At 57.7% G+C, this 19,971-nt stretch carries 18 protein-coding genes and 3 tRNA genes; 7 read left to right on the top strand and 14 right to left on the bottom strand.

Going from position 1 to position 19,971, the window contains the following annotated elements:
* Positions 1-10: 10 nt before the first annotated feature.
* The 7 genes from mprF to I6L49_RS07055 form a co-directional block, all read right to left on the bottom strand.
* A complete protein-coding gene (gene mprF / locus I6L49_RS07085; protein WP_216950973.1) occupies positions 11-2,560 on the bottom strand; it encodes a bifunctional lysylphosphatidylglycerol flippase/synthetase MprF in 2,550 nt (849 codons plus the stop codon).
* A 151-nt stretch (positions 2,561-2,711) separates the two neighbouring features.
* The gene (locus I6L49_RS07080) at positions 2,712-2,891 is read right to left on the bottom strand and encodes a hypothetical protein (protein ID WP_033115160.1); all 180 of its coding nucleotides are present in this window, start codon (positions 2,889-2,891) and stop codon (positions 2,712-2,714) included.
* A 54-nt stretch (positions 2,892-2,945) separates the two neighbouring features.
* Positions 2,946-4,271: a two-component system sensor histidine kinase RstB gene (rstB, locus tag I6L49_RS07075; RefSeq protein ID WP_216950972.1), complete on the bottom strand. Its 1,326-nt coding sequence runs from the start codon at positions 4,269-4,271 to the stop codon at positions 2,946-2,948.
* A 21-nt stretch (positions 4,272-4,292) separates the two neighbouring features.
* Entirely contained in the window at positions 4,293-5,003 is a 711-nt protein-coding gene (gene rstA, locus I6L49_RS07070; RefSeq protein WP_216950971.1) for a two-component system response regulator RstA, read from the bottom strand.
* A gap of 314 nt (positions 5,004-5,317) precedes the next feature.
* A tRNA-His gene (locus tag I6L49_RS07065) sits at positions 5,318-5,393 on the bottom strand.
* Positions 5,394-5,445: 52 nt separating this feature from the next.
* Positions 5,446-5,522: transfer RNA gene (locus I6L49_RS07060), tRNA-Arg, on the bottom strand.
* Positions 5,523-5,559: 37 nt separating this feature from the next.
* Positions 5,560-5,636 (bottom strand) — tRNA-Pro (locus tag I6L49_RS07055).
* A gap of 213 nt (positions 5,637-5,849) precedes the next feature.
* Here I6L49_RS07055 and folD point away from each other — a divergent pair.
* Positions 5,850-6,704 carry a bifunctional methylenetetrahydrofolate dehydrogenase/methenyltetrahydrofolate cyclohydrolase FolD gene (folD, locus tag I6L49_RS07050; RefSeq protein ID WP_216950969.1) on the top strand — a complete coding sequence of 285 codons (855 nt, stop codon included), beginning with the start codon at positions 5,850-5,852 and terminating at the stop codon, positions 6,702-6,704.
* Between the two features lie 116 nt (positions 6,705-6,820).
* Here the strand turns inward: folD and cspD are convergent, their stop codons facing one another.
* Positions 6,821-7,039, bottom strand: coding sequence for a cold shock-like protein CspD (gene cspD, locus I6L49_RS07045; protein WP_005300025.1), 219 nt, complete (start codon positions 7,037-7,039; stop codon positions 6,821-6,823).
* A 229-nt stretch (positions 7,040-7,268) separates the two neighbouring features.
* Between cspD and clpS the strand changes: the two genes are divergently transcribed.
* Together clpS and clpA are read left to right on the top strand one after the other, a co-directional pair.
* A complete protein-coding gene (gene clpS / locus I6L49_RS07040; protein ID WP_005337111.1) occupies positions 7,269-7,586 on the top strand; it encodes an ATP-dependent Clp protease adapter ClpS in 318 nt (105 codons plus the stop codon).
* Between the two features lie 59 nt (positions 7,587-7,645).
* Positions 7,646-9,898 carry an ATP-dependent Clp protease ATP-binding subunit ClpA gene (gene clpA, locus I6L49_RS07035; protein ID WP_216950968.1) on the top strand — a complete coding sequence of 751 codons (2,253 nt, stop codon included), beginning with the start codon at positions 7,646-7,648 and terminating at the stop codon, positions 9,896-9,898.
* Between the two features lie 68 nt (positions 9,899-9,966).
* Here clpA and infA read toward each other — a convergent pair whose 3' ends face one another.
* The 3 genes from infA to aat form a co-directional block, all read right to left on the bottom strand.
* Positions 9,967-10,185, bottom strand: coding sequence for a translation initiation factor IF-1 (gene infA / locus I6L49_RS07030; protein ID WP_005300033.1), 219 nt, complete (start codon positions 10,183-10,185; stop codon positions 9,967-9,969).
* 68 nt (positions 10,186-10,253) lie between these two features.
* The gene (locus I6L49_RS07025; protein WP_216950965.1) at positions 10,254-10,970 is read right to left on the bottom strand and encodes an arginyltransferase; all 717 of its coding nucleotides are present in this window, start codon (positions 10,968-10,970) and stop codon (positions 10,254-10,256) included.
* Positions 10,967-11,674: a leucyl/phenylalanyl-tRNA--protein transferase gene (gene aat / locus I6L49_RS07020; protein ID WP_216950963.1), complete on the bottom strand. Its 708-nt coding sequence runs from the start codon at positions 11,672-11,674 to the stop codon at positions 10,967-10,969. Before aat ends, I6L49_RS07025 begins: the two co-directional genes overlap by 4 nt.
* Before the next feature lie 19 nt (positions 11,675-11,693).
* Here aat and I6L49_RS07015 point away from each other — a divergent pair, with 19 nt between their 5' ends.
* Complete coding sequence (locus tag I6L49_RS07015; RefSeq protein WP_058059142.1) at positions 11,694-12,164, top strand: glycine zipper 2TM domain-containing protein; 471 nt, start codon at positions 11,694-11,696, stop codon at positions 12,162-12,164.
* 108 nt (positions 12,165-12,272) lie between these two features.
* Here the strand turns inward: I6L49_RS07015 and I6L49_RS07010 are convergent, their stop codons facing one another.
* From I6L49_RS07010 to ald, 3 genes are all read right to left on the bottom strand, one after another.
* Positions 12,273-13,520, bottom strand: a complete 1,248-nt coding sequence (locus I6L49_RS07010; protein ID WP_005351207.1) for a diguanylate cyclase — start codon at positions 13,518-13,520, stop codon at positions 12,273-12,275.
* 62 nt (positions 13,521-13,582) lie between these two features.
* Positions 13,583-14,533, bottom strand: a complete 951-nt coding sequence (gene trxB, locus I6L49_RS07005; protein WP_216950961.1) for a thioredoxin-disulfide reductase — start codon at positions 14,531-14,533, stop codon at positions 13,583-13,585.
* 196 nt (positions 14,534-14,729) lie between these two features.
* A complete protein-coding gene (ald, locus tag I6L49_RS07000) occupies positions 14,730-15,845 on the bottom strand; it encodes an alanine dehydrogenase (protein WP_005351212.1) in 1,116 nt (371 codons plus the stop codon).
* A gap of 150 nt (positions 15,846-15,995) precedes the next feature.
* On the opposite strand from ald, the gene lrp reads away from it, so the two are divergent.
* The 3 genes from lrp (at position 15,996) to lolA (ending at position 19,895) form a co-directional block, all read left to right on the top strand.
* Positions 15,996-16,487 (top strand): leucine-responsive transcriptional regulator Lrp, encoded by a 492-nt coding sequence (gene lrp, locus I6L49_RS06995; RefSeq protein ID WP_005300047.1) that lies wholly within the window; start codon positions 15,996-15,998, stop codon positions 16,485-16,487.
* Positions 16,488-16,689: 202 nt separating this feature from the next.
* Entirely contained in the window at positions 16,690-19,206 is a 2,517-nt protein-coding gene (locus tag I6L49_RS06990; protein WP_139463894.1) for a DNA translocase FtsK, read from the top strand.
* A gap of 80 nt (positions 19,207-19,286) precedes the next feature.
* Positions 19,287-19,895, top strand: a complete 609-nt coding sequence (lolA, locus tag I6L49_RS06985; protein WP_041236057.1) for an outer membrane lipoprotein chaperone LolA — start codon at positions 19,287-19,289, stop codon at positions 19,893-19,895.
* Positions 19,896-19,971 lie beyond the last annotated feature (76 nt).

The raw sequence follows: 19,971 nt of genomic DNA, 5'->3' as shown, positions 1-19,971 counted from the left end.
GGCCATGCTCCTATTTCTTGATCAGCCCCAGCGGGCCGCGGCTAATCAGGGTGATCAGGTGAGTCAGGGTTCTGGGCAGTACCAGCTTGCTGCTGCAGAGCAGGTAGCGGGGTTCCCAGCGGGGCGAAAATTTCTCCTTGTAGCGTCTGAGCCCCTGAAAGTTGTAAAAGCGGCTGCCACGCACAAACAGGGTATTACCAAGGCGGGCCCAGTAGCTGTTGAGCGGGTGATCGTTGAAGCCGGACATGGGGGCCATCCCCAGATTGAAGCTGGCGTACCCTTGCGCCTTGCCCCACAGCAGCAGTTCGACAAAGAGAAAATCCATTATGGGGGCAGTGCCGGTATCCAGGCTGTAGCGCATCAGATCGATGGAGAGCATCTCCTTGTTATCACTCACCCAGAGGTTGGCAAAGCCCACGATCTGCCCCTCGTGCCACACCAGCGCAGCCGGGCTCAAGGTCAGGTAGTCAGGCTCGAAACGGCCGACCGAGAAGCCCTTCTCCTTGCCCATCTTGCTCTGCAGCCAGGTATCTGAGACGGTCTGCAATCTGGGCAGCAGGGGCGCCACGGCACTTGCCTCGACCACCTCGAAGGTCAACCCTTCCCGTTTGCCCTTGGCGTGGCTCTGGCGCAGGTTGCGCAGCCGGCTACCCGCCAGATCGAAGGTGGCCAGATCGACCATCGCCTCTTCACCGAGCTTGAAGGGGATCAGCCCAAGTTCCAGATAGAGCGGCAGATAGCGGGCCGAGACCTGATAAAAGACCGGATTGGCGTCGTGCTCGTCGCACCGCTCGCGAAATTGCCAGAGCAGCTCTTCAATCAGCTCCGGGCGGCCGACCGGATCCCCCATCACAATCCAGCTGTTGCCCTCGATGCCATACATCAAGAAGGCATCGCCGGCGGGGTGGAACAGCAGGGACTTGTCCTGCAGCTGGGCCAGATAGCCGTGGATCCCCCCTTCTCGCACCACCAGCTCGTGGGCGCGCGCCAGCGCCTCCTTGTCCGGCTTTTCACCGACTACGCGCAGCGGTGCAAGCAGTTGGGCAACCCCAGCCACTGCCAGCACGGCCACCACGCTCCCCATGGCGCGCAGGCCGCGGGCAGCCCCGCCGTGTGGTGAGAAGTGGAACCAGAGGGCGTGGTCATACTCCACCTGACGGTAGGAGAAGAGCAGCAGCCACAGGGCCCCCAGCAGCACGGCACCGACCGAGATCAGCCAGCCCGGAGTGAACTGGGGATAGAGCAGTGACCCCTTGCGATAGAAGAGGGAACGGCAAGGGGTCATGATGAGCAGGAAGCTGCCAAGCAGCAGGGCTGACTCCCAGTCTCCCCCCTTGAGCAGGGAGAAGGCGATACCCAGAGCCAGCAGCAGCTGGGTGATGCGAAACGCGGCGTCGTGACGGCGATAGAGGCTGCGAGCCAGCAGGATCAGGAGGATACCGCTCACGCTGCCGAGCACGTGGGAGAGCTCAAGCAGATGGAGCGGCAACACCTGCAGCCACACTTCAATGTGGCTGCGCATGGTCGGAATCATCCCCGAGCAGAGCAGCAGGCTACCGGCGGCGAAGGTTCCCATGCTGATAAGGGCGGGCAGAAATTCGCGTACTGCGCTCATCAGCCCCTGTAGCCGCTGCCAGCGCGCTTTTTGTTGCAGCATCTCCTGACTCGCAAAGAGCAGCAGAGCACAGAGAAAGGGAAGCAGATAATAGATGCAGCGATAGAGCAGCAGCGAGGCGAGCAGCTTGTCGGCCGGCAGGTAGTGGGCCAGCAGCAGGCTCATACTCGCTTCGAACACGCCGATCCCACCAGGCACGTGGGCCAGTACCCCGAGGAAGCTGGCCAGCACGAAGGCACTGAGCAGCACAGGGTAGGGGACGCTATCTGCAGGCAACAGCACAAACAGCACTGCGGCGGCGGCCATCCAGTCGGCCAGCGCGACCAACAGCTGCAACAGACGAACCTTGAAGCCGGGCAGGATCAGGCTGTGTTCGCGCCAGGAGAGACGGTGTGTGGGCCAGCAGAGGTAGCAGGCCACCAACAGCAGAGCCATGACGCCCGCCAGCTTGAGCAGGGTATCTGCCCATTGCGGCCAGTCAGGCAGCAACTGTGATACATCGCAGGTCAGTAGGGCGCCACCTCCCCACGCCAGCAGGCCGAGGAAGAAGGTGATGGAGCAGAACAGCACCACGCGGGCCACTTCCCCGGTGGCGAGCCCCAGTGCGGAGTAGAGGCGATAGCGTACCGAGGTACCGGTCAGCAGGGCAAATCCCAGGGTGTTGGAGAAGGTGTAGGCGATAAAGGAGGTGATGCTGACCTGTTGCCAGGGAAGGCGCTTGCCCAGCGCATGGAGCGCCAGCATGTCATAGCTGCAGAGGCAACCATAACTGAGCAGGGTCAGCAACAGGGCGCCCGTCAGTCGCGGCAGGGGTTGGGACCAGATGGCCAGACGAATATCGTGCCAGTGCCATGCCTGAGTCAGGTGATACAGCACGATCAGAGCGGTGCCGAGCAGCAGCAAGCTGCACAAGGGGCCGAGCCATTTAAGCAGATGACGCCACATGCCATGTTCCTGTGGTCATTGACTGTTTCCCGCAAAGGGGGCCTGGTCGTGGATCCGGTTTGGACGAGGGAGGCGCTCGTCAGGAAAATTTCGGGAAGAGATGGAAAGGGAGGCGTCAGCCTCCCTCTGTGTTATCCAGTGACCGGTTGGATCACTTGGTTTTTGGCGCGACTTTGACGGACGGCGCTTTGTGTGCAGTTTTATGGTGCTTTTTCACAACCTTGGTCTGGGTCGCTTGCGGGGCGGCCGTTTTGGTCGGGGTAGCAGCCATGGTGAAACCGGAAGTCAGGGCGAAAACGGCGGCCAGAGTCAGGGGAATGATTTTTTTCATGGTCAATTTCCTTATTCGGATTGGTGGTATGGAGCATTTCTCCATGGCTTCATCCTATGACGCTGACCGCGGTACTTCAGTGAGCACTTGGTGACGGTTTGTATCCAAATGTACAGGGAGGGTGAGGCAGAAGCGGGCTCCCTTGCCGGAAGGAAGCAATGCCACATCGCCGCCGTGGTGGAGCGCTATGCTGCGCACAATGGCAAGCCCCAGCCCGGTGCCACCGGTGCGGCGATCCCGACTCTGATCAAGACGCACGAACGGCTCGAAGATCTGGTGCGCCAGTGCGGGGTCGATACCCGGCCCATCGTCGCTGATTTCCAGCAGATAGTTCTCCTGTAGCCGCGAGATGGAGAGGGTAACCTCGCTTTCGGCGTAGCGCAGGGCGTTGCTGATGAGGTTCTCGACGGCGCGTGTCAGCAGACGATGATCGCCGCACCAGGGCATCTTGATGGGAGGCAGAGCGAGGGTCAGATGTTTCTCCGGCCGCAACGCTTGCCAGTCGCCGAGGTGATGCTCTGCCCAACTGCCGAGCTCCAGTTCATCCCGCTGCAGCGGAAGCTCCGGCCTGTCCAGCTTGGCGTAGGTCAGCATCTCTTCGATAAGCGAGTCCAGCGCGCCCAGATCCCGCTCCAGTGCTCGCTGCTCTTCTGCGGCAGGGGCAGGATCGAGCATGGCAAGCCGATAGCGCAATCTGACCAGCGGGGTACGCAGCTCATGGGCGATGGCATCGGTCAGCTGCTTGCGACTGGCAATCATGGCCTGCAATTGGGTCGCCATTTGATCGAAGGTGCGTCCCACCCGGGCCAGACTGCTGCCCGGTGGCAGATTGGTTCGGCAGGAGAGATCCCCATCGCCTACGCGACGTGCGGTTTGCTCCAACTGCTGCAAGCCGCGCCAGTGGGGACGCAGCCACAGAAGGATGGGCAGGCCGAGGGATAGGCCGATCACCAGCAGCAGCCCCACATCGACCCAGTGCAGCTCGTGCAGGTAGGAGAGGTAGGGTACAGGGCCGACAATCAGCACCCGCTCGGTATCGGGGATGCGCTGCAGGAAGGTGTCATCCTCCTCGACGATGACAATATTGCCAGCGGTCAGAAAGGCTTGATCCTCGCTGGCCAAGGGCTGGCGCACCAGCTCGCCGATCTTGAGGGGGAGGGTAAACTGACTGCTCTGCTCGGCCAGCCGATCGGGCCAGCGCTCTGGCGGGGTTCTTGCCAACTCGCCGGTCAACAGGCCAAGAGAGCCCTGCATCATGCGTTCGAGATAGCGATCACCCGCCCGTTCGGCGGTCACCTGATAGACCACTCCCACCAGCAGGATGGCCAAGGTGAAGCAGCCGATCAGCAAAAGATAGAACTGGATAAAGAGACGGCGCATGGCGGTGCTCCCGAAAGAGGGTTATTCCCAGGCGTGGGGGACGAAGAGGTAGCCTTTCTGGCGCACAGTCTTGATCCGGGTCGGGTTGTCGGGGTTATCACCCAGTTTGCGGCGCAGGCGGGAGATGGCCACATCCATGCAGCGATCCTGACCGTCGTACTCCCGGCCGCGCAAGCTGCGAAAAAGGGCTTCCCGACTCAAGATTTGGCCCGCGTGGCAGGCGAGCTCCCACAGCAGATCAAAGTCGGCGGTCGAGAGAGCCACGCTCTCGCCATCGAGCCGCACATCTCGTCCTGGACCATCCACCCGCAGCCGACCAAATTGCAGTTGCTGGGGAACGCTGCTGGTGGCTGCCGGTTGGGTTGATGCTTGCTGGTGCTGGCGAAACTGCACCCTCAGTCTGGCCAGTAGCACGGGGGGCGGGGTGGTTTTAAGGATGTAGTCGTTGGCGCCCAGCTCCAGACTCAGGATCTGGTTCATGTCGCTATCCAGCGAGGTGAGCATTACGATGGGGCCGTCGAAGCGCGGCCGCAGATCCCGACAGAGGGACATGCCATCCTGCCCCGGCAACATGATATCGAGCAGCACCAGATCGGGCTGTTCGGCCTCGACCCGAGCCAGCGCCATATCCCCTCTGGGCTCGAGGATCACGTCCATATCGTGGCGACCGAGCCAACTGCTGATGAGCTGGCCAATCTCGGGATCATCTTCGACAAAAAGAATGCGTTGCATAGAAAAGCTCCAACGGAAAGCAGGAGAGAAGAAGAGCGATCAGCATATCAATGGCGCTTGGGAAATACAGAAAAAGAACCGGGCAGACTGATGTGCGGGGGAGTGTGGCTGTGTATCGACGGGGAGCGCGAAGCGTGACAAATGGGCGGAGCCGCGTTTATCGATCTGGAGGATGATGGCCTTGCAGACAAGGCAAGGCGCGGTCGGGCGTAAAAACAAAAAAACCGACCAAGGCCGGTTTTTCGCGGAGCAGATCAGAAGGTCACTGCACCAAGTCGATGGACATCACCTTGCGGCGATTATCGACAGAATAATGGGGTGGCTGATGGGGCTCGAACCCACGACAACCGGAATCACAATCCGGGACTCTACCAACTGAGCTACAGCCACCACTGAAATTTTCATCAACGCTCGCCAATCCAGAAGGATTGGGGAACATCAATGGCGCGCCCTGCAGGATTCGAACCTGCGACCCACGGCTTAGAAGGCCGTTGCTCTATCCAACTGAGCTAAGGGCGCTTTGTATCAACACGTCTTGACGACAAGTTGATGAACATGGTCGGTGATAAAGGATTCGAACCTTTGACCCTCTGGTCCCAAACCAGATGCGCTACCGGACTGCGCTAATCACCGAAAATCCCTGACCAGCATATCGACATGAGTCGTACTGGGCAACGGGCGGGCATCATAGCCAAGCGTAAGGGCCAGCGTCAACGACTTTTTCCCCCAGTAAATTCAAGTGCCTACTTATTGCCCGCTACAGGTCTGGCGTGCGTCTGCCGCTAACATCCCGGCTAAAAAAATGCGACAATGCGCGGCAGTTGAACACATGGTGAGTGGAGAACGATGTCTGCCAAAATCATAGATGGAAAACAGGTTGCGCAAACGATTCGCAGCCAGGTCGCGGCACAGGTCCAACAGCGGTTGGCTGCAGGGAAACGGGCTCCAGGGCTGGCAGTCATTCTGGTGGGGGCAGATCCTGCCTCTCAGGTTTATGTCGGCAGCAAGCGTCGGGCTTGTGAAGAGGTCGGTTTTCACTCTCGCTCATATGACCTGAGTGCAACTGCAAGTCAGGATGAGTTGTTGGCGCTGATCGATCAGCTGAATGATGATCCAACTGTTGACGGGATCCTCGTTCAGTTGCCGCTGCCGGATCACTTCGATACCACTCTGGTGCTGGAGCGGATCCAGCCTGACAAGGATGTAGATGGATTTCACCCGTATAACGTCGGTCGTCTAGCCCAACGTATTCCGGCGCTGCGCCCCTGCACTCCGAAAGGGATCATGACACTGATCGAGACCACCGGCGTGAAGACACATGGTCTGCATGCTGTCGTGGTGGGAGCGTCCAACATAGTGGGGCGTCCCATGACTCTCGAATTGCTGCTGGCGGGCTGCACAACTACGACCTGTCACCGCTTTACCCGGGATCTGGAAGATCAGGTACGCCGTGCCGATCTGCTGGTTGTTGCGGTCGGCAAGCCCAACTTCATACCTGGCGAGTGGATCAAACCGGGAGCACTGGTAATTGATGTGGGTATCAATCGCCTGGCTGATGGCTCGCTGGTTGGGGATGTGGAGTTTGAGACGGCGCGCAGCCATGCCTCCTTCATTACCCCGGTACCCGGTGGCGTGGGCCCGATGACGGTCGCCAGCCTGATGGAAAATACCCTGATCGCCTGCAGTGAATATCACGACTGATCATGGTTGGCGATAACCTGTGATCCCGTGAGGAGGCAGGATTCGCCAGAAATCTGACAATAAAAAACCGGTTGCTCAGAGAGGAACCGGTTTTTTATTTATCCAACGGATGTTATTTACATATTTTGTGCTTCGTTTGGCACAATCACAGAGGCGTGATTTCCTTTCGGCCCCTGTTGCAGTTCAAAATTGACAGCCTGACCCGCTTTCAGGGTCTTGTAGCCCTCCATTTGAATCGTGGAGTAGTGAGCGAAGATATCCTCACCGCCCCCTTCCGGACAGATAAACCCAAATCCTTTTGCGTTGTTAAACCACTTAACTGTGCCGGTTGCCATACTTCTACATCCTTTTATTGATTACCCAGAAGTCGTTGAGTAACCTGCGCCAGCCCATTATAACTAGGGACATGAGCCCATAGCAGACGGGCACAGATTAGCAAGTAACCAATCTAGTCTAACTTTTGAGCGAGTCAAGAAGTTGTTAACAGCTGATGTGATCTGGTTAACAAGTCTATTGACAACCTTGTGTTAGACGGTAGTAATCTAGAGGTACCAAAGCGCGATTATGAGCAAGCAGAAAGAACTCTTTGCTAATGAAGAGATTGCAGAAGCAGAGAAAACAAAGCTGCAGCCGCCACCCATGTATAAGGTTGTGTTGAACAACGATGACTACACGCCCATGGAGTTTGTGGTGGAGGTGCTGCAAAAGTTCTTTGGTATGGATTTGGACAAGGCGACTCAGGTCATGCTGAGTGTGCATTATAGTGGTAAGGGTGTCTGCGGCATGTTTACCGCAGAGATCGCCGAAACCAAGGTTGTCCAAGTCAACACCTATGCACGTAACAACGAACATCCACTGCTCTGTACTATGGAAAAGGCTTGAATCTGATGACTTGATGGCGAGTGTGACACCACATTGTAGCTGTACTAGGGGAGGTGCCTATGTTGAATAAAGATCTAGAAAAGACGCTGAACGAGGCTTTCAAACTGGCCCGTGACGAGCGCCACGAATTCATGACCGTCGAGCACCTGTTGTTAGCCCTTCTGGATAACAGTTCAGCCCATGAGGCGCTGAGCTCCTGTGGTGCCGATGTCGAGCAGATGCGCAAAGAGATCCGCGCATTCATCACCCAAACTACTCCGCTCATACCGCGCGATGATGAAGATCGGGAAACCCAGCCGACTTTGGGCTTCCAGCGCGTGTTGCAGCGTGCGGTCTTCCATGTGCAATCCTCCGGCAATACTGAAGTCAGTGGTGCCAACGTACTGGTCGCGATCTTCAGCGAGCAGGAGTCGCAAGCTGCCTATTTCCTGAAAAAAGCCGAGATCAGCCGTCTCGACGTCGTCAATTTCCTCTCCCACGGGGTGCGCAAGGACAGCAAACCGGATGTTGGTAGTAACAATCCGGAGTCTGATGATGATGTCTCGGCCGCACAGATCGAGAGCTTTGCCACCAACCTGAACCAGCTGGTGCTGGAAGGGCGCATCGATCCGCTCATCGGTCGTGATCAGGAGCTTAATCGTACGATTCAGGTGCTCTGCCGTCGTCGCAAGAACAACCCGTTGCTGGTGGGTGAAGCGGGCGTGGGGAAAACAGCCATTGCCGAAGGGCTGGCCTATCGCATCGTCAAGGGTGATGTCCCCGAGGTGATTGCGGGCAGTACCATCTATTCGCTGGATATGGGTTCTTTGCTGGCGGGCACCAAATACCGTGGGGATTTCGAGAAGCGCCTCAAGGTACTGCTCAAGCAGATTGAGCGTCAGGAAGGGGCCATCCTCTTTATCGACGAGATCCATACCATCATTGGTGCCGGTGCGGCATCCGGTGGTCAGCTGGATGCGGCCAACCTGATCAAGCCGCTGCTCTCCAATGGTTTGCTCCGCTGTGTGGGATCCACCACTTATCAGGAGTACGCCCAGATCTTCGAGAAAGACCGTGCGTTGGCCCGTCGCTTCCAGAAGATCGATATTGTCGAGCCGACTATCGATGACACCACTCGCATCTTGATGGGGCTCAAGAGTCGCTACGAAGCCCACCACGGCGTGCGCTATACCGCCAAGGCGATCCGTGCAGCTGCCGAGCTCTCTGCCAAGTACATCAATGATCGTCACTTGCCCGACAAGGCGATCGACGTGATCGACGAAGCGGGTGCCGGTCAGCGGTTGCTGCCGGCGAGCAAGCGCAAGAAAGTGATCAATGTGCAGGAGATAGAAACCATCGTCGCCAAGATTGCCCGTATTCCGGAGAAATCAGTTTCTTCCTCGGATAAAGAGGTGCTGAAGAACCTGGAGCGCAATCTGAAGATGGTGGTCTTTGGTCAGGATAAAGCCATCGAGGTGCTGACAGATGCGATTCGCCTCTCACGCTCAGGTTTGGGTAATGAGCGTCGTCCGGTTGGCTGCTTCCTCTTTGCCGGTCCCACCGGTGTCGGTAAAACAGAGGTGACTCAGCAGTTGGGCAAGGCGTTGGGAGTCGAGGTGTTGCGCTTTGATATGTCCGAGTATATGGAACGCCACACCGTTTCTCGCCTGATCGGGGCACCTCCCGGTTATGTCGGTTTTGAGCAGGGCGGTTTGCTGACTGATTCGGTGATCAAGCATCCCCACTCGGTAGTGCTGCTCGACGAGATTGAGAAGGCACATCCGGATGTGTTCAACCTGCTGTTGCAGGTGATGGACAACGGCACCCTGACCGATAACAACGGGCGCAAGGCGGATTTCCGTAACGTCATTTTGGTGATGACTACCAACGCCGGTGTGCAGGAGACCCAACGCAAATCGATTGGCTTCCAGCAACAGGATTTGAGCCACGATGCCATGGCGGTGATCAACAAGACCTTCAGTCCGGAGTTCCGTAATCGGCTTGATCACACCATCTGGTTCAACCATCTCGATATGACGGTGATCCATCAGGTGGTCGATAAGTTCATTGTCGAGTTACAGGTTCAACTGGATGCGAAGGGGGTCTCTCTCGAGGTCTCCGAGCGTGCCCGCCACTGGTTGGCAGAGAAGGGATATGACAGAGCCATGGGCGCCAGACCGATGGGGCGGGTAATCCAGGAGCACCTCAAGAAACCCCTGGCCAACGAGATCCTGTTCGGTTCACTGGTTGACGGGGGAATTGTGAAGGTTGAGTTGGTAAATGACAGCCTCAGCTTTGATTTTCAGGTCAATGTTGAAGCTGTTTCCCACTAAGCGTCAGTGATCAGAAAACGACAAAAAACCCCAACCGAAAGGTTGGGGTTTTTTGCTGAATTCCTGGCTTAGCGAGAGCGGAAAACAATACGTCCCTTGGAGAGATCGTAGGGAGTCAGTGCTACCGTTACTTTGTCTCCAGTCAGGATACGAATGTAGTTTTTGCGCATCTTGCCTGAAATATGAGCGATAACCACGTGACCATTCTCCAGTTCCACACGGAACATGGTATTGGGCAGGGTTTCGAGAATAGTGCCCTGCATCTCAATACTGTCTTCTTTAGCCATTGAATCCTCTTGATAAGCCACAACAAAAAACCGCTGGATCATGCCGGATTTAAGGCTATGTGTAAAGTTTACTCGGGCTTGGTGTCGATATTTTTCCATTCCCCCTGAATTAACAGCTCGTGAGGGAGGTAATTGCGTTTGTAATTCATCTTGCGACACGCCTCTACCAGATAGCCAAGATAGAGCCAGCTTCGCCCGGTTCTCCTGGCCAGATCGAGCTGGCAGAGGATGGCAAAGGTGCCCAGGGAGCGATCGGCATAATCCGGATCGAAGAAGGTGTACATGGCGCTCAAGGAGTGGGGCAGCAGGTCTGTGGTGGCGACACCGATCAGGCGGCCCTCTTTGCGCATCTCCAGGTAGAGCGGCGGCATCCAGTCACAATGGAGAAACCCGCGATACTGGCTGCGGTTGGGGGGATACATGCTGCCATCCTGATGGCGTTCGCGGATATAACGTTCGTAGAGCAGGTAATACTCGGGTTTGTCATCATAGCTCAGGACGATCTCGATATCCCTGTTGAGCTGGCGGATCCGCTTCTGGCCACGGCTGGGACGAAAGCGTTCGCTGTGAATACGAAGGGACTGGCAGGCATGGCACGCCGGGCAGTGGGGGCGATAGATGTCGTTGCCACTGCGGCGAAAACCGGCAGTCAACAATCGCTCGTAACCGTTGGCGTTGAGCAGATTGTGATCCATCAGCACCAGCAATTGCTCCTGTTCATGGTCCAGATAACTGCAGGGATGCTTGGGAGTCAGCCCTACTTTGAGGATCACTTCTTCAGTCATAAGTTGATCTCCCCCTCTCGCCAGCAGGAAGCCAATAGTGGTTGATGGCCAAGGCGCGCCAGCTCAGCCAGAAAACGGGCCCTTGGCCACTCCTCGATACCCAGGGTCGCCAGAAACGGGTTTTGCATCTGGCAATCGATAAGTGCTCCACCATGGCGTGAAAAGTGGCGACAGAGTGCCACCATGGCAAGTTTGGCGCCGTTATCAATCCGGCTGAACATGGATTCACCGCAAAACAGTCGGCCGATAGAGAGGCCATACAGTCCCGCTTGCAGCTCTCCCTCCTGCCAGATCTCGATAGAGTGGGCATGACCCAGCCGGTGCAACTGCTGGTAGGCCTCGATCATGGGCTGGCTGATCCAGGTGCCATCGGCAGTGCGACGAGGGGCGGCGCAGGCGGTAATGACTTCATTAAAGGCGCGATTGACAGAAATATCGAATGGGGTTCGACGGATAATCTTCTGCAGTGTCCGTCCCACATGGAGTTGGTCTGGGCGGATCACTCCGCGGGGATCCGGTGACCACCACAGGGTCGGCTGGTGGGGTTCATTCCACGGGAAGATCCCCTTGTGATAAGCTGCCAGCAATCTGGCAGGGGATAGATCCCCGCCGATCGCCAGCAAGCCGTTGGGCTCTTCCAGCGCATGGCTGGGGTCGGGAAACCAGCAAAGCTCATCATCCAGTTGGGTAAGATAGCGAGACATAAGGCAACGAGGTTCATAGATGAAGGCCATTATCCTGATAGTATCCAGCTTGCTCTGCTTTGTCACTGCGCCCGCCGGGGCGGAGGTCTACCAGCGCAATACCGCGCGGCCAGTCAATCAGGTGGTGTTTGGTCAGGTCGAAACGGTGCGCAATATTACCCAGCGCCAGATCCTGGAGTCAGAGCACTCTGGCTGGAAGACGCTGGGGGGGGCTGTGTTGGGCGGCCTGCTGGGGAACCAGTTTGGCGGCGGTCATGGCCGTGAAATCGCCACCGCCGTCGGGGCGCTCGCGGGTGCTGCGGCTGCGCAGCAATACCAGTCCGGGGGAACCGTGGTGGAAAACAAGTTGGTGGAGCTGCTGATCCGCAACGAGCAAAATGCCCTTATCAACGTGATCCAGGATTATGATCCCGCTATGGTCTTTACCAACGGGGACAAGGTGCGCATTCTCTACTTCGATGATGGGGTGCGGGTCGACAAGACTTACTGACTTTCGATAGTCTCGGTGATGGGGAGACTGTGGCAGGAAAGGAACCCGCAGACTCTCCTGCTGAAAAGTCTGTCGGGCGGTAATACACGGGACTGATGCCCTGAGGATTCAGATAGCTGTCTCTTGAGAGACTATCTTGTCGCGACCGGTGTTCTTTGCCTGATAGAGCAGCCGATCCGCTACGCTCAGCGCCTCGTCCATGGATATCCGCCCGACGCTGATCACGCCGTAACTGGCGCGAACAAAGAGCGGGGTTTCCGGTGACAAGGGTTGCTGGCGCAGCTGCTGACGCAGCCCTTCAAGACGCTTGATCAACACGGGGACGGTACAGTGAGGCACCATCATGGCAAACTCCTCTCCTCCAAACCGGGCGATCATGGCATCGGGGAAGAACTGTGTCAGTAGCCGGGTCAGATGGCAGAGCAGTTGATCGCCGATGGCATGGCCCCAGTGATCGTTGACCTGCTTGAAGTGATCCACATCGAGCACACAGAGTGCAAGAGGCGTCTGTTGGCGCTGATGCTCTTCAAACCATTTTTGCCCTTCGTTGAACCAGTAGCGCCGGTTGTAGAGACCGGTCAGGTAGTCACGATTGGCTGACTCCTGAATGCTGTTGAACTGCTCGAGCGCTTCCAGATTGTGGCTGACCCGACACTGCAGCTCTTCCGGCTCGAACGGCTGGTTGAGAAAGTCGTTGGCGCCTTGCTTGAGGTAGCGAGCAGAGAGACCGCGCTTGTCCGAGACCGAGATCCCGATAATCGCGAGCTGCTGCTTGCTGTAACGCTCTCTCAGCATCCGCACCAGACTGATGCCATCGATATCCGGCATATAGTAGTCGACCAGTGCCAGCCGGATGTCCGGGTGTTGCTCCAGCATCGCCATCGCTTCACGGGCATGACTGGCCTCATGCACCTGCAACAACTGCTTGCGCAACTGGGCCATGGTGCGGTGACGGGAGGTGCGTGAGTCGTCGACTACCAGCACTTCGATGGACTGGTTGAGATAGAGGCGGTGCACCAGACTGACGGCATATTGCAGCGAGTGGCGCGAATCCTTCATCACATAGTCCAGCACGCCGGTTTCCAGCCAGGCGGCACGTTTATCCTCGCTGATGTCGGCAGTGAGGATCACCACCGGCAAACCTCGAGCCAGCAGCTCGTTGACCGCTTCGCCACGGGGCGCATCCGGCAAGGTCAGGTCCACCAGCGCGACCACATACTCCTCGCCCCGGCAGTGACGGGCGCCTTCGAGGGTATCGAAGGCGTCAATCTCGAGGCCAGTTTGCTGGGCAATGGCCTGAGTCAGCATACGGCGGATGGTCAGGCTATCTTCGACAATCAATATCTTCTGTTTCATTAGACTCCTTTAAATAAAAAAGGCATACCGACTGGTATGCCTTATATCACAACTGCGCTTGTTTATTGCGCGTCAAGGTAGCGTTCGGCATCGAGGGCTGCCATGCAGCCGGTACCGGCAGAGGTGATCGCCTGACGGTAGTTGTGGTCGGCCACATCGCCGGCAGCGAAGACACCTTCAATGCTGGTCTGGGTGGCAAAACCGTCGAGGCCGCCACGTACCTTCAGATAGCCGTTTTGCATCTCCAGCTGGCCATCGAAGATCTGGGTATTGGGCTGGTGGCCGATGGCGATGAAGACACCCATCAGTGGCAGCTCGCTGGTGCTGTTGTCCTGAGTGTTGCGCAGGCGCACACCGGTGACTCCCATCTGATCACCCAGCACTTCGTCCAGGGTCTGGTGGGTGTGCAGCACGATATTGCCGCTCGCAACCTTGTCGTGCAGACGCTTGATCAGGATCTTCTCGGCACGGAATTCGTCGCGGCGGTGGATCAGGTGCACCTTCTTGGCGATGTTGGCCAGATACAAGGCTTCTTCAACTGCGGTGTTGCCGCCGCCGATCACCGCCACTTCCTGATTGCGGTAGAAGAAACCGTCACAGGTAGCACAGGCGGAGACACCGCGCCCCTTGAAGGCGTCTTCGGAGGGCAAACCCAGATACTTGGCGGAGGCACCGGTGGCGATGATCAGGGCATCACAGGTGTATTCGCCATTGTCACCCTTGAGGCGGAACGGGCGCTGGGTCAATTCGACACTGTTGATGTGATCGAACAGAATGCGGGTATCGAACTTCTCAGCATGGTTTTTCATGCGCTCCATCAGCGCCGGGCCGGTCAGCCCTTCCGGATCGCCGGGCCAGTTTTCCACTTCGGTGGTGGTGGTCAGCTGACCCCCTTGCTGCATGCCGGTGATGAGCAGGGGATTGAGGTTGGCGCGGGCGGCGTAGACGGCCGCGGTGTAACCGGCCGGGCCTGACCCCAGGATCAGCAATTTGCTGTGAGTGACTTGGCTCATGATGTGATTTCCGAGACGTGATGATTTTGCGCGATTGTAGGTAATTCGTGATCCGGGGTCAAAGGCCAGTGAGTCGATTGTTTCAATCGGCTTCCTGCATCACTGCGCAGTCCGGTCGGGCATGAAAAAGAGATAAAAAAACCGCCCATCGCGGGCGGATTTTCACTCATCTCCAACTGGCGCAGGCCAGAGCAGATCAGTTCAGCAGGGTCAGGGGATCCGTGTAGGCAAGGCCATGCGCCACGGCCACTTCCTTGCAGGTGAGCTTGCCCTCCATCACGTTGAGCCCGTGCAGCAGGTTGGGATCGTTCAGCAGTGCCTGACGATACCCTTGCTGGGCCAGCTTGATAATAAAGGGGAGGGTGGCATTGTTGAGCGCCACGGTCGAGGTGCGGGCCACCGCCCCTGGCATGTTGGCGACACAGTAGTGCACCACCTCATCGACGATATAGGTCGGATCCTGGTGGGTGGTGGCGTGGGAGGTTTCCACACAGCCGCCCTGATCGATGGCCACATCGACGATGGCAGAACCCGGCTTCATGCGCGCAATGTGGTCACGGCGGACAAGTTTTGGCGCAGTGGCACCCGGCACCAGCACACCGCCGATGACCAGATCGGCCGCCAGCAGATGGCGTTCCAGGGTCTCGCTGTTGGAATAGACCACTTTGGCCGCTCCCTGGAACTCGTTATCGAGACGGCGAAGGGTATCGACGTTGTTGTCGAGGATGGTCACATCCGCGCGCAGGCCAATGGCCATGCGGGCTGCATTGGAGCCGACCACGCCGCCACCGATGATCACCACCTTGGCCGGTTCGACACCGGGTACGCCGCCGAGCAGCACACCGCTACCACCGCGCGATTTTTCCAGCGCCTGGGCACCTGCCTGAATAGACATGCGACCTGCGACTTCCGACATGGGGGCCAGCAGGGGCAGGCCCCCACGGCCGTCGGTGACGGTTTCATAGGCGATACAGATGGCGCCGCTTTTCAGCAGGGCTTCGGTCTGGGGCAAGTCTGGCGCCAGATGCAGATAGGTGAACAGGGTTTGACCCGGACGCAGCATGGCACATTCGACAGGCTGAGGTTCCTTGACCTTGACGATCATCTCGGCTTTGGCGAAAACCTCTGCTGCAGAGGCCAAAATTTCGGCTCCAACAGCGATATAATCTGCATCGCTGAAGCCAATGCCGTTTCCGGCACCGCTTTGGACGAAAACAGTATGGTTTCGTGCTGTCAGTTCACGTACACTGGCCGGAACCATGCCTACGCGGTATTCATGGTTTTTTATCTCTTTAGGTACACCGATAATCATGCTATCCCTCGTCTATAGATTGGTGTTTCATGTTGCCAAAATGTTAACCAACATTTGCGCCTAGTATATTCAGGTATTGACAGGATTTGTGACCATAATTATAAAATGACTGGTGATTCTTACCAAAAAATAGCCAAAGGATGGAATAAAATGATGGAAGCTAAGAGTCGGCTAAAGGATTTGGACAGGATTGACCGCAACATTCTTAATGAACTGCAAAAGGATGGCAGGATTTCGAATGTTGAGTTGTCCAAGCGAGTTGGCCTGAGTCCTACACCGTGTCTGGAACGGGTTCGTCGCCTCGAGCGACAAGGTTATATCGAAGGATATGCCGCTATTCTGAACCCTCATTATCTGGACGCATCTCTGCTGGTGTTTGTAGAGATAACCCTCAATCGTGGGGCGCCTGATGTGTTTGAACAGTTCAACAAGGCTGTTCAGGTACTCGAAGAGATCCAGGAGTGTCATCTGGTTTCCGGTGACTTCGACTATCTGCTCAAGACCCGAGTCAGCGACATGTCGGCTTACCGCCGTCTGTTGGGGGAAACCCTGCTGCGTCTGCCCGGTGTCAATGACACCCGCACCTATGTGGTGATGGAAGAGGTCAAGCAGAGCAGTCGTCTGGTGATCAGCACCCGATAAAGCAGGTTACGCCGTGGTATCTTTTCCATATGAGACACCATGACAGTCAGAAACGAGCGGCCGGTCCGCTCGTTTCTTCTTGTAAAGATAATTGCAAATATGGCCCCGTCTCATCAGGCTCTGGCTGACAATCGATGGGCTTTTCGGGGATACTAGGCCCCCTTATTTCCTGCATTACATGTTTTCAGAAAGGAGCCGGAGTTTGGCCGATAAAAAGCTGTTTACTCCTTTATCAGGTACACAACGGATCTTCGAAGCCGTCTTGATCGCCATCACCCTGATGGCTGCTTATCTTCTGCTTGCCCTGTTGTCCTATCATCCCGCTGATCCCGGCTGGTCTCAGACCTCCTGGCAAGGGGAGGTGAAGAACCTCGCCGGTAGTGCCGGTGCCTGGCTCGCCGACATCACCATGTTTACCTTTGGTGCCTTCTCCTATCTGGTGCCGCCGCTGGTGGTGCTGCTGGGCTGGAGTCTCTTCTGGCGCCCGAGCCGTCTGCTCGATGTGGATTACCTCACCCTGGGGGTGCGGATCATCGGCTTTATCCTGACCGTGCTCGGCATGTCGGCCATTGCCAGCATGAACTTCAACGATATGCAGAACTTCTCCGCCGGTGGTCTGGTGGGGGATGTGATCGCTTCTGCCGTGGTGCCGCTGTTTGGCGGCGTCGGGGCCAACCTGATGCTGCTCTGCTTCGTGGCAACCGGCATCACCCTGTTTACCGGCTGGTCCTGGCTCACCATCGTCGAGCAGATCGGCGCGGCCTGTACCGGTTCGGTCAGCGCTGTTTACAACTTCCCGACCACCCTCGGCCGCTGGCTGACCGGTGGCTGGCGTCAACCCCGCAACGAGGGGCCGGATCCCTTGCTGGAAGGCGGGGTAGGGGCCATCGCGTTTGATGACGAGGAAGATGAGCCGCACACCAGCTGGACTCGCAAGCCCAAGGCCAAGAACCAGAAGGCTGCCGCCGAAGAGTGGCTGCCGGAACTCGACGACGATACCTTCGAGTTCGATCCTCAGTTTGATGATGAAGATGATGAGCCGGTTCCGGCTGCCAAGCCGAAACGTGCGGTGGCGGCCGCCAATGGTCGCCGTCAGCCGGTACTGGCTGTGGCCGATGACGATGATGAGGACGATCTGGATCTGCCCTGGGCCGAAGGGGACGACGAGGTTGCCGCGCCGGTAGCCGTCGCACCAACCAAGCCCAAGCGTCGTCCGCAGTCAACAATGCCGCCGTTACCGAGTATCGAACTGCTGGACAGACCGCCAGCCAAGACCCAGATGATGAGCAAGGATGAGCTGGATCGCATGGGCCGTCTGGTGGAGGCCAAACTTGCCGACTACAACGTGCAGGCCAAGGTGGTGGGTGTCTATCCGGGCCCGGTCATTACCCGTTTCGAGCTGGATCTGGCGCCGGGCATGAAGGCGAGCAAGATCACCAACCTCTCGCGCGATCTGGCCCGTTCCCTCTCTGCCAGCAGCGTGCGGGTGGTTGAGGTGATCCCGGGTAAGACCTACGTGGGGATCGAGCTGCCCAACCGGGTGCGTCAGACCGTTTACCTGCGCGAAACCCTCGACTGCGATGCCTTCCGAGATAGCCGCAACCCGCTCACCATGGGCCTGGGTCAGGACATCGCCGGCGAGCCGGTGGTGGTGAACCTGGCCAAGATGCCGCACCTGCTGGTGGCCGGTACCACAGGTTCCGGTAAGTCGGTAGGGGTCAACACCATGATCATCTCGATGCTCTACAAGTCATCCCCCGATGACCTGCGTTTCATCATGATCGACCCCAAGATGCTGGAACTCTCCGTCTACGAAGGGATCCCGCACCTGCTGACCGAGGTGGTGACCGATATGAAGGACGCCGCCAACGCCCTGCGCTGGTGCGTGGGGGAGATGGAGCGCCGTTACAAGCTGATGTCGGCGGTCGGGGTGCGCAACCTCAAGGGCTACAACGACAAGGTGCTGGCTGCCATCGAGGAGGGGGAACCCCTGCTGGATCCGTTGTGGCGCCCGGGTGACTCCATGGATCAGATGCCGCCGGAGCTGGAGAAACTGCCCCACATCGTGGTGGTGGTGGACGAGTTTGCCGACATGATGATGATCGTCGGCAAGAAGGTGGAAGAGCTGATCGCCCGTATCGCCCAGAAGGCGCGGGCCGCCGGTATTCATCTTATTCTGGCGACCCAGCGTCCGTCGGTGGATGTCATCACCGGTCTTATCAAGGCCAACATCCCGACCCGGATCTCGTTCCAGGTATCGAGCAAAATCGACTCGCGCACCATCATCGATCAGGGGGGCGCCGAATCTCTGCTCGGTATGGGCGACATGCTCTACATGCCGGCTGGGACCTCCAACCCGACCCGGGTACACGGTGCGTTCGTCGATGACCACGAAGTGCACAAGGTGGTGGCGGACTGGAAACTGCGCGGCGAGCCGAACTACATCGAAGAGATCCTCTCCGGTGAGTCGGGTGGCGAAGGTGGCAGCGGCGAATATGGCGGTGGTGGCGATGAAGAGCTCGACCCCCTGTTCGACGAAGCGGTCGCTTTTGTGGTGGAGTCCCGCCGTGGCTCGACCTCCAGCGTCCAGCGCAAGTTCAAGATTGGTTACAACCGGGCAGCCCGTCTCATCGAGCAGATGGAGAATCAGGGCATCGTCAGCTCACCGGGTGGCAATGGTCAGCGCGACGTGCTGGCACCGCCGCCGGTGCGGGACTAAGCCTCACCGTTTCATCCTATCCCTGGCCATGCCCTCCACGGGCGTGGCCTTTTATCGAGAGCGTCTTTATGAAGAGCGTGATGAAAAAACAACTGTTGATGGGTACCGTGCTGCTGATGGCCAGCAGCCAGGTGTGGGCCGATGCGGCCAGCGATCTCAAACAGAAGCTGGCGGGGGTGAGCCTCTTCTCCGCCAAATTTGCCCAGACCGTCTATGACAGCAAGGGCAAGGAGCTGCAAAAGGCCAGCGGCGATCTGCTGGTGCAGCGGCCAAACCGTTTCAACTGGCACACCACCTCGCCGGACGAGAGCCTGATCGTGGCCGATGGTCAGGATGTCTGGGTCTATGATCCCTTCGTCGAGCAGGTCACCGCCCTCAAGCTGAAAGATGCGGTGCTCAACACCCCCTTTATTCTGATTGCCGGCAATGACGACAAGTTCTGGAAGAACTATGACGTGACTCAGGAGGGGGATGTCTACACCGTCACCAGCCGCAACAAGGATGAGCTGATTGCCTCCTTCCGTGTCACCTTCGACAGACAAGACAACATCAGTCGTTTCGATGTGAAAGAGGCGCAAGGGCAGTGGAGTGAATTCACCCTGAGCAGCTTCAACCGCAAGCCGGTGCTCAAGGGCAACGAATTTGTTTTCAAGATCCCGAAGGGGGTCGAGCTGGACGATCAGCGCTAATGAGTAAGCGGTCGTTGGATTGCTCGCCACTGCGCCAGTCAAAGGCGAGTGGCGTGACGCTGGGTGGTCAATACAG

The sequence above is a fragment of the Aeromonas sp. FDAARGOS 1419 genome, assembly GCF_019047045.1.
Lineage (GTDB): Bacteria > Pseudomonadota > Gammaproteobacteria > Enterobacterales > Aeromonadaceae > Aeromonas > Aeromonas veronii.
This window is presented reverse-complemented; position numbering and strand designations above follow the sequence as displayed.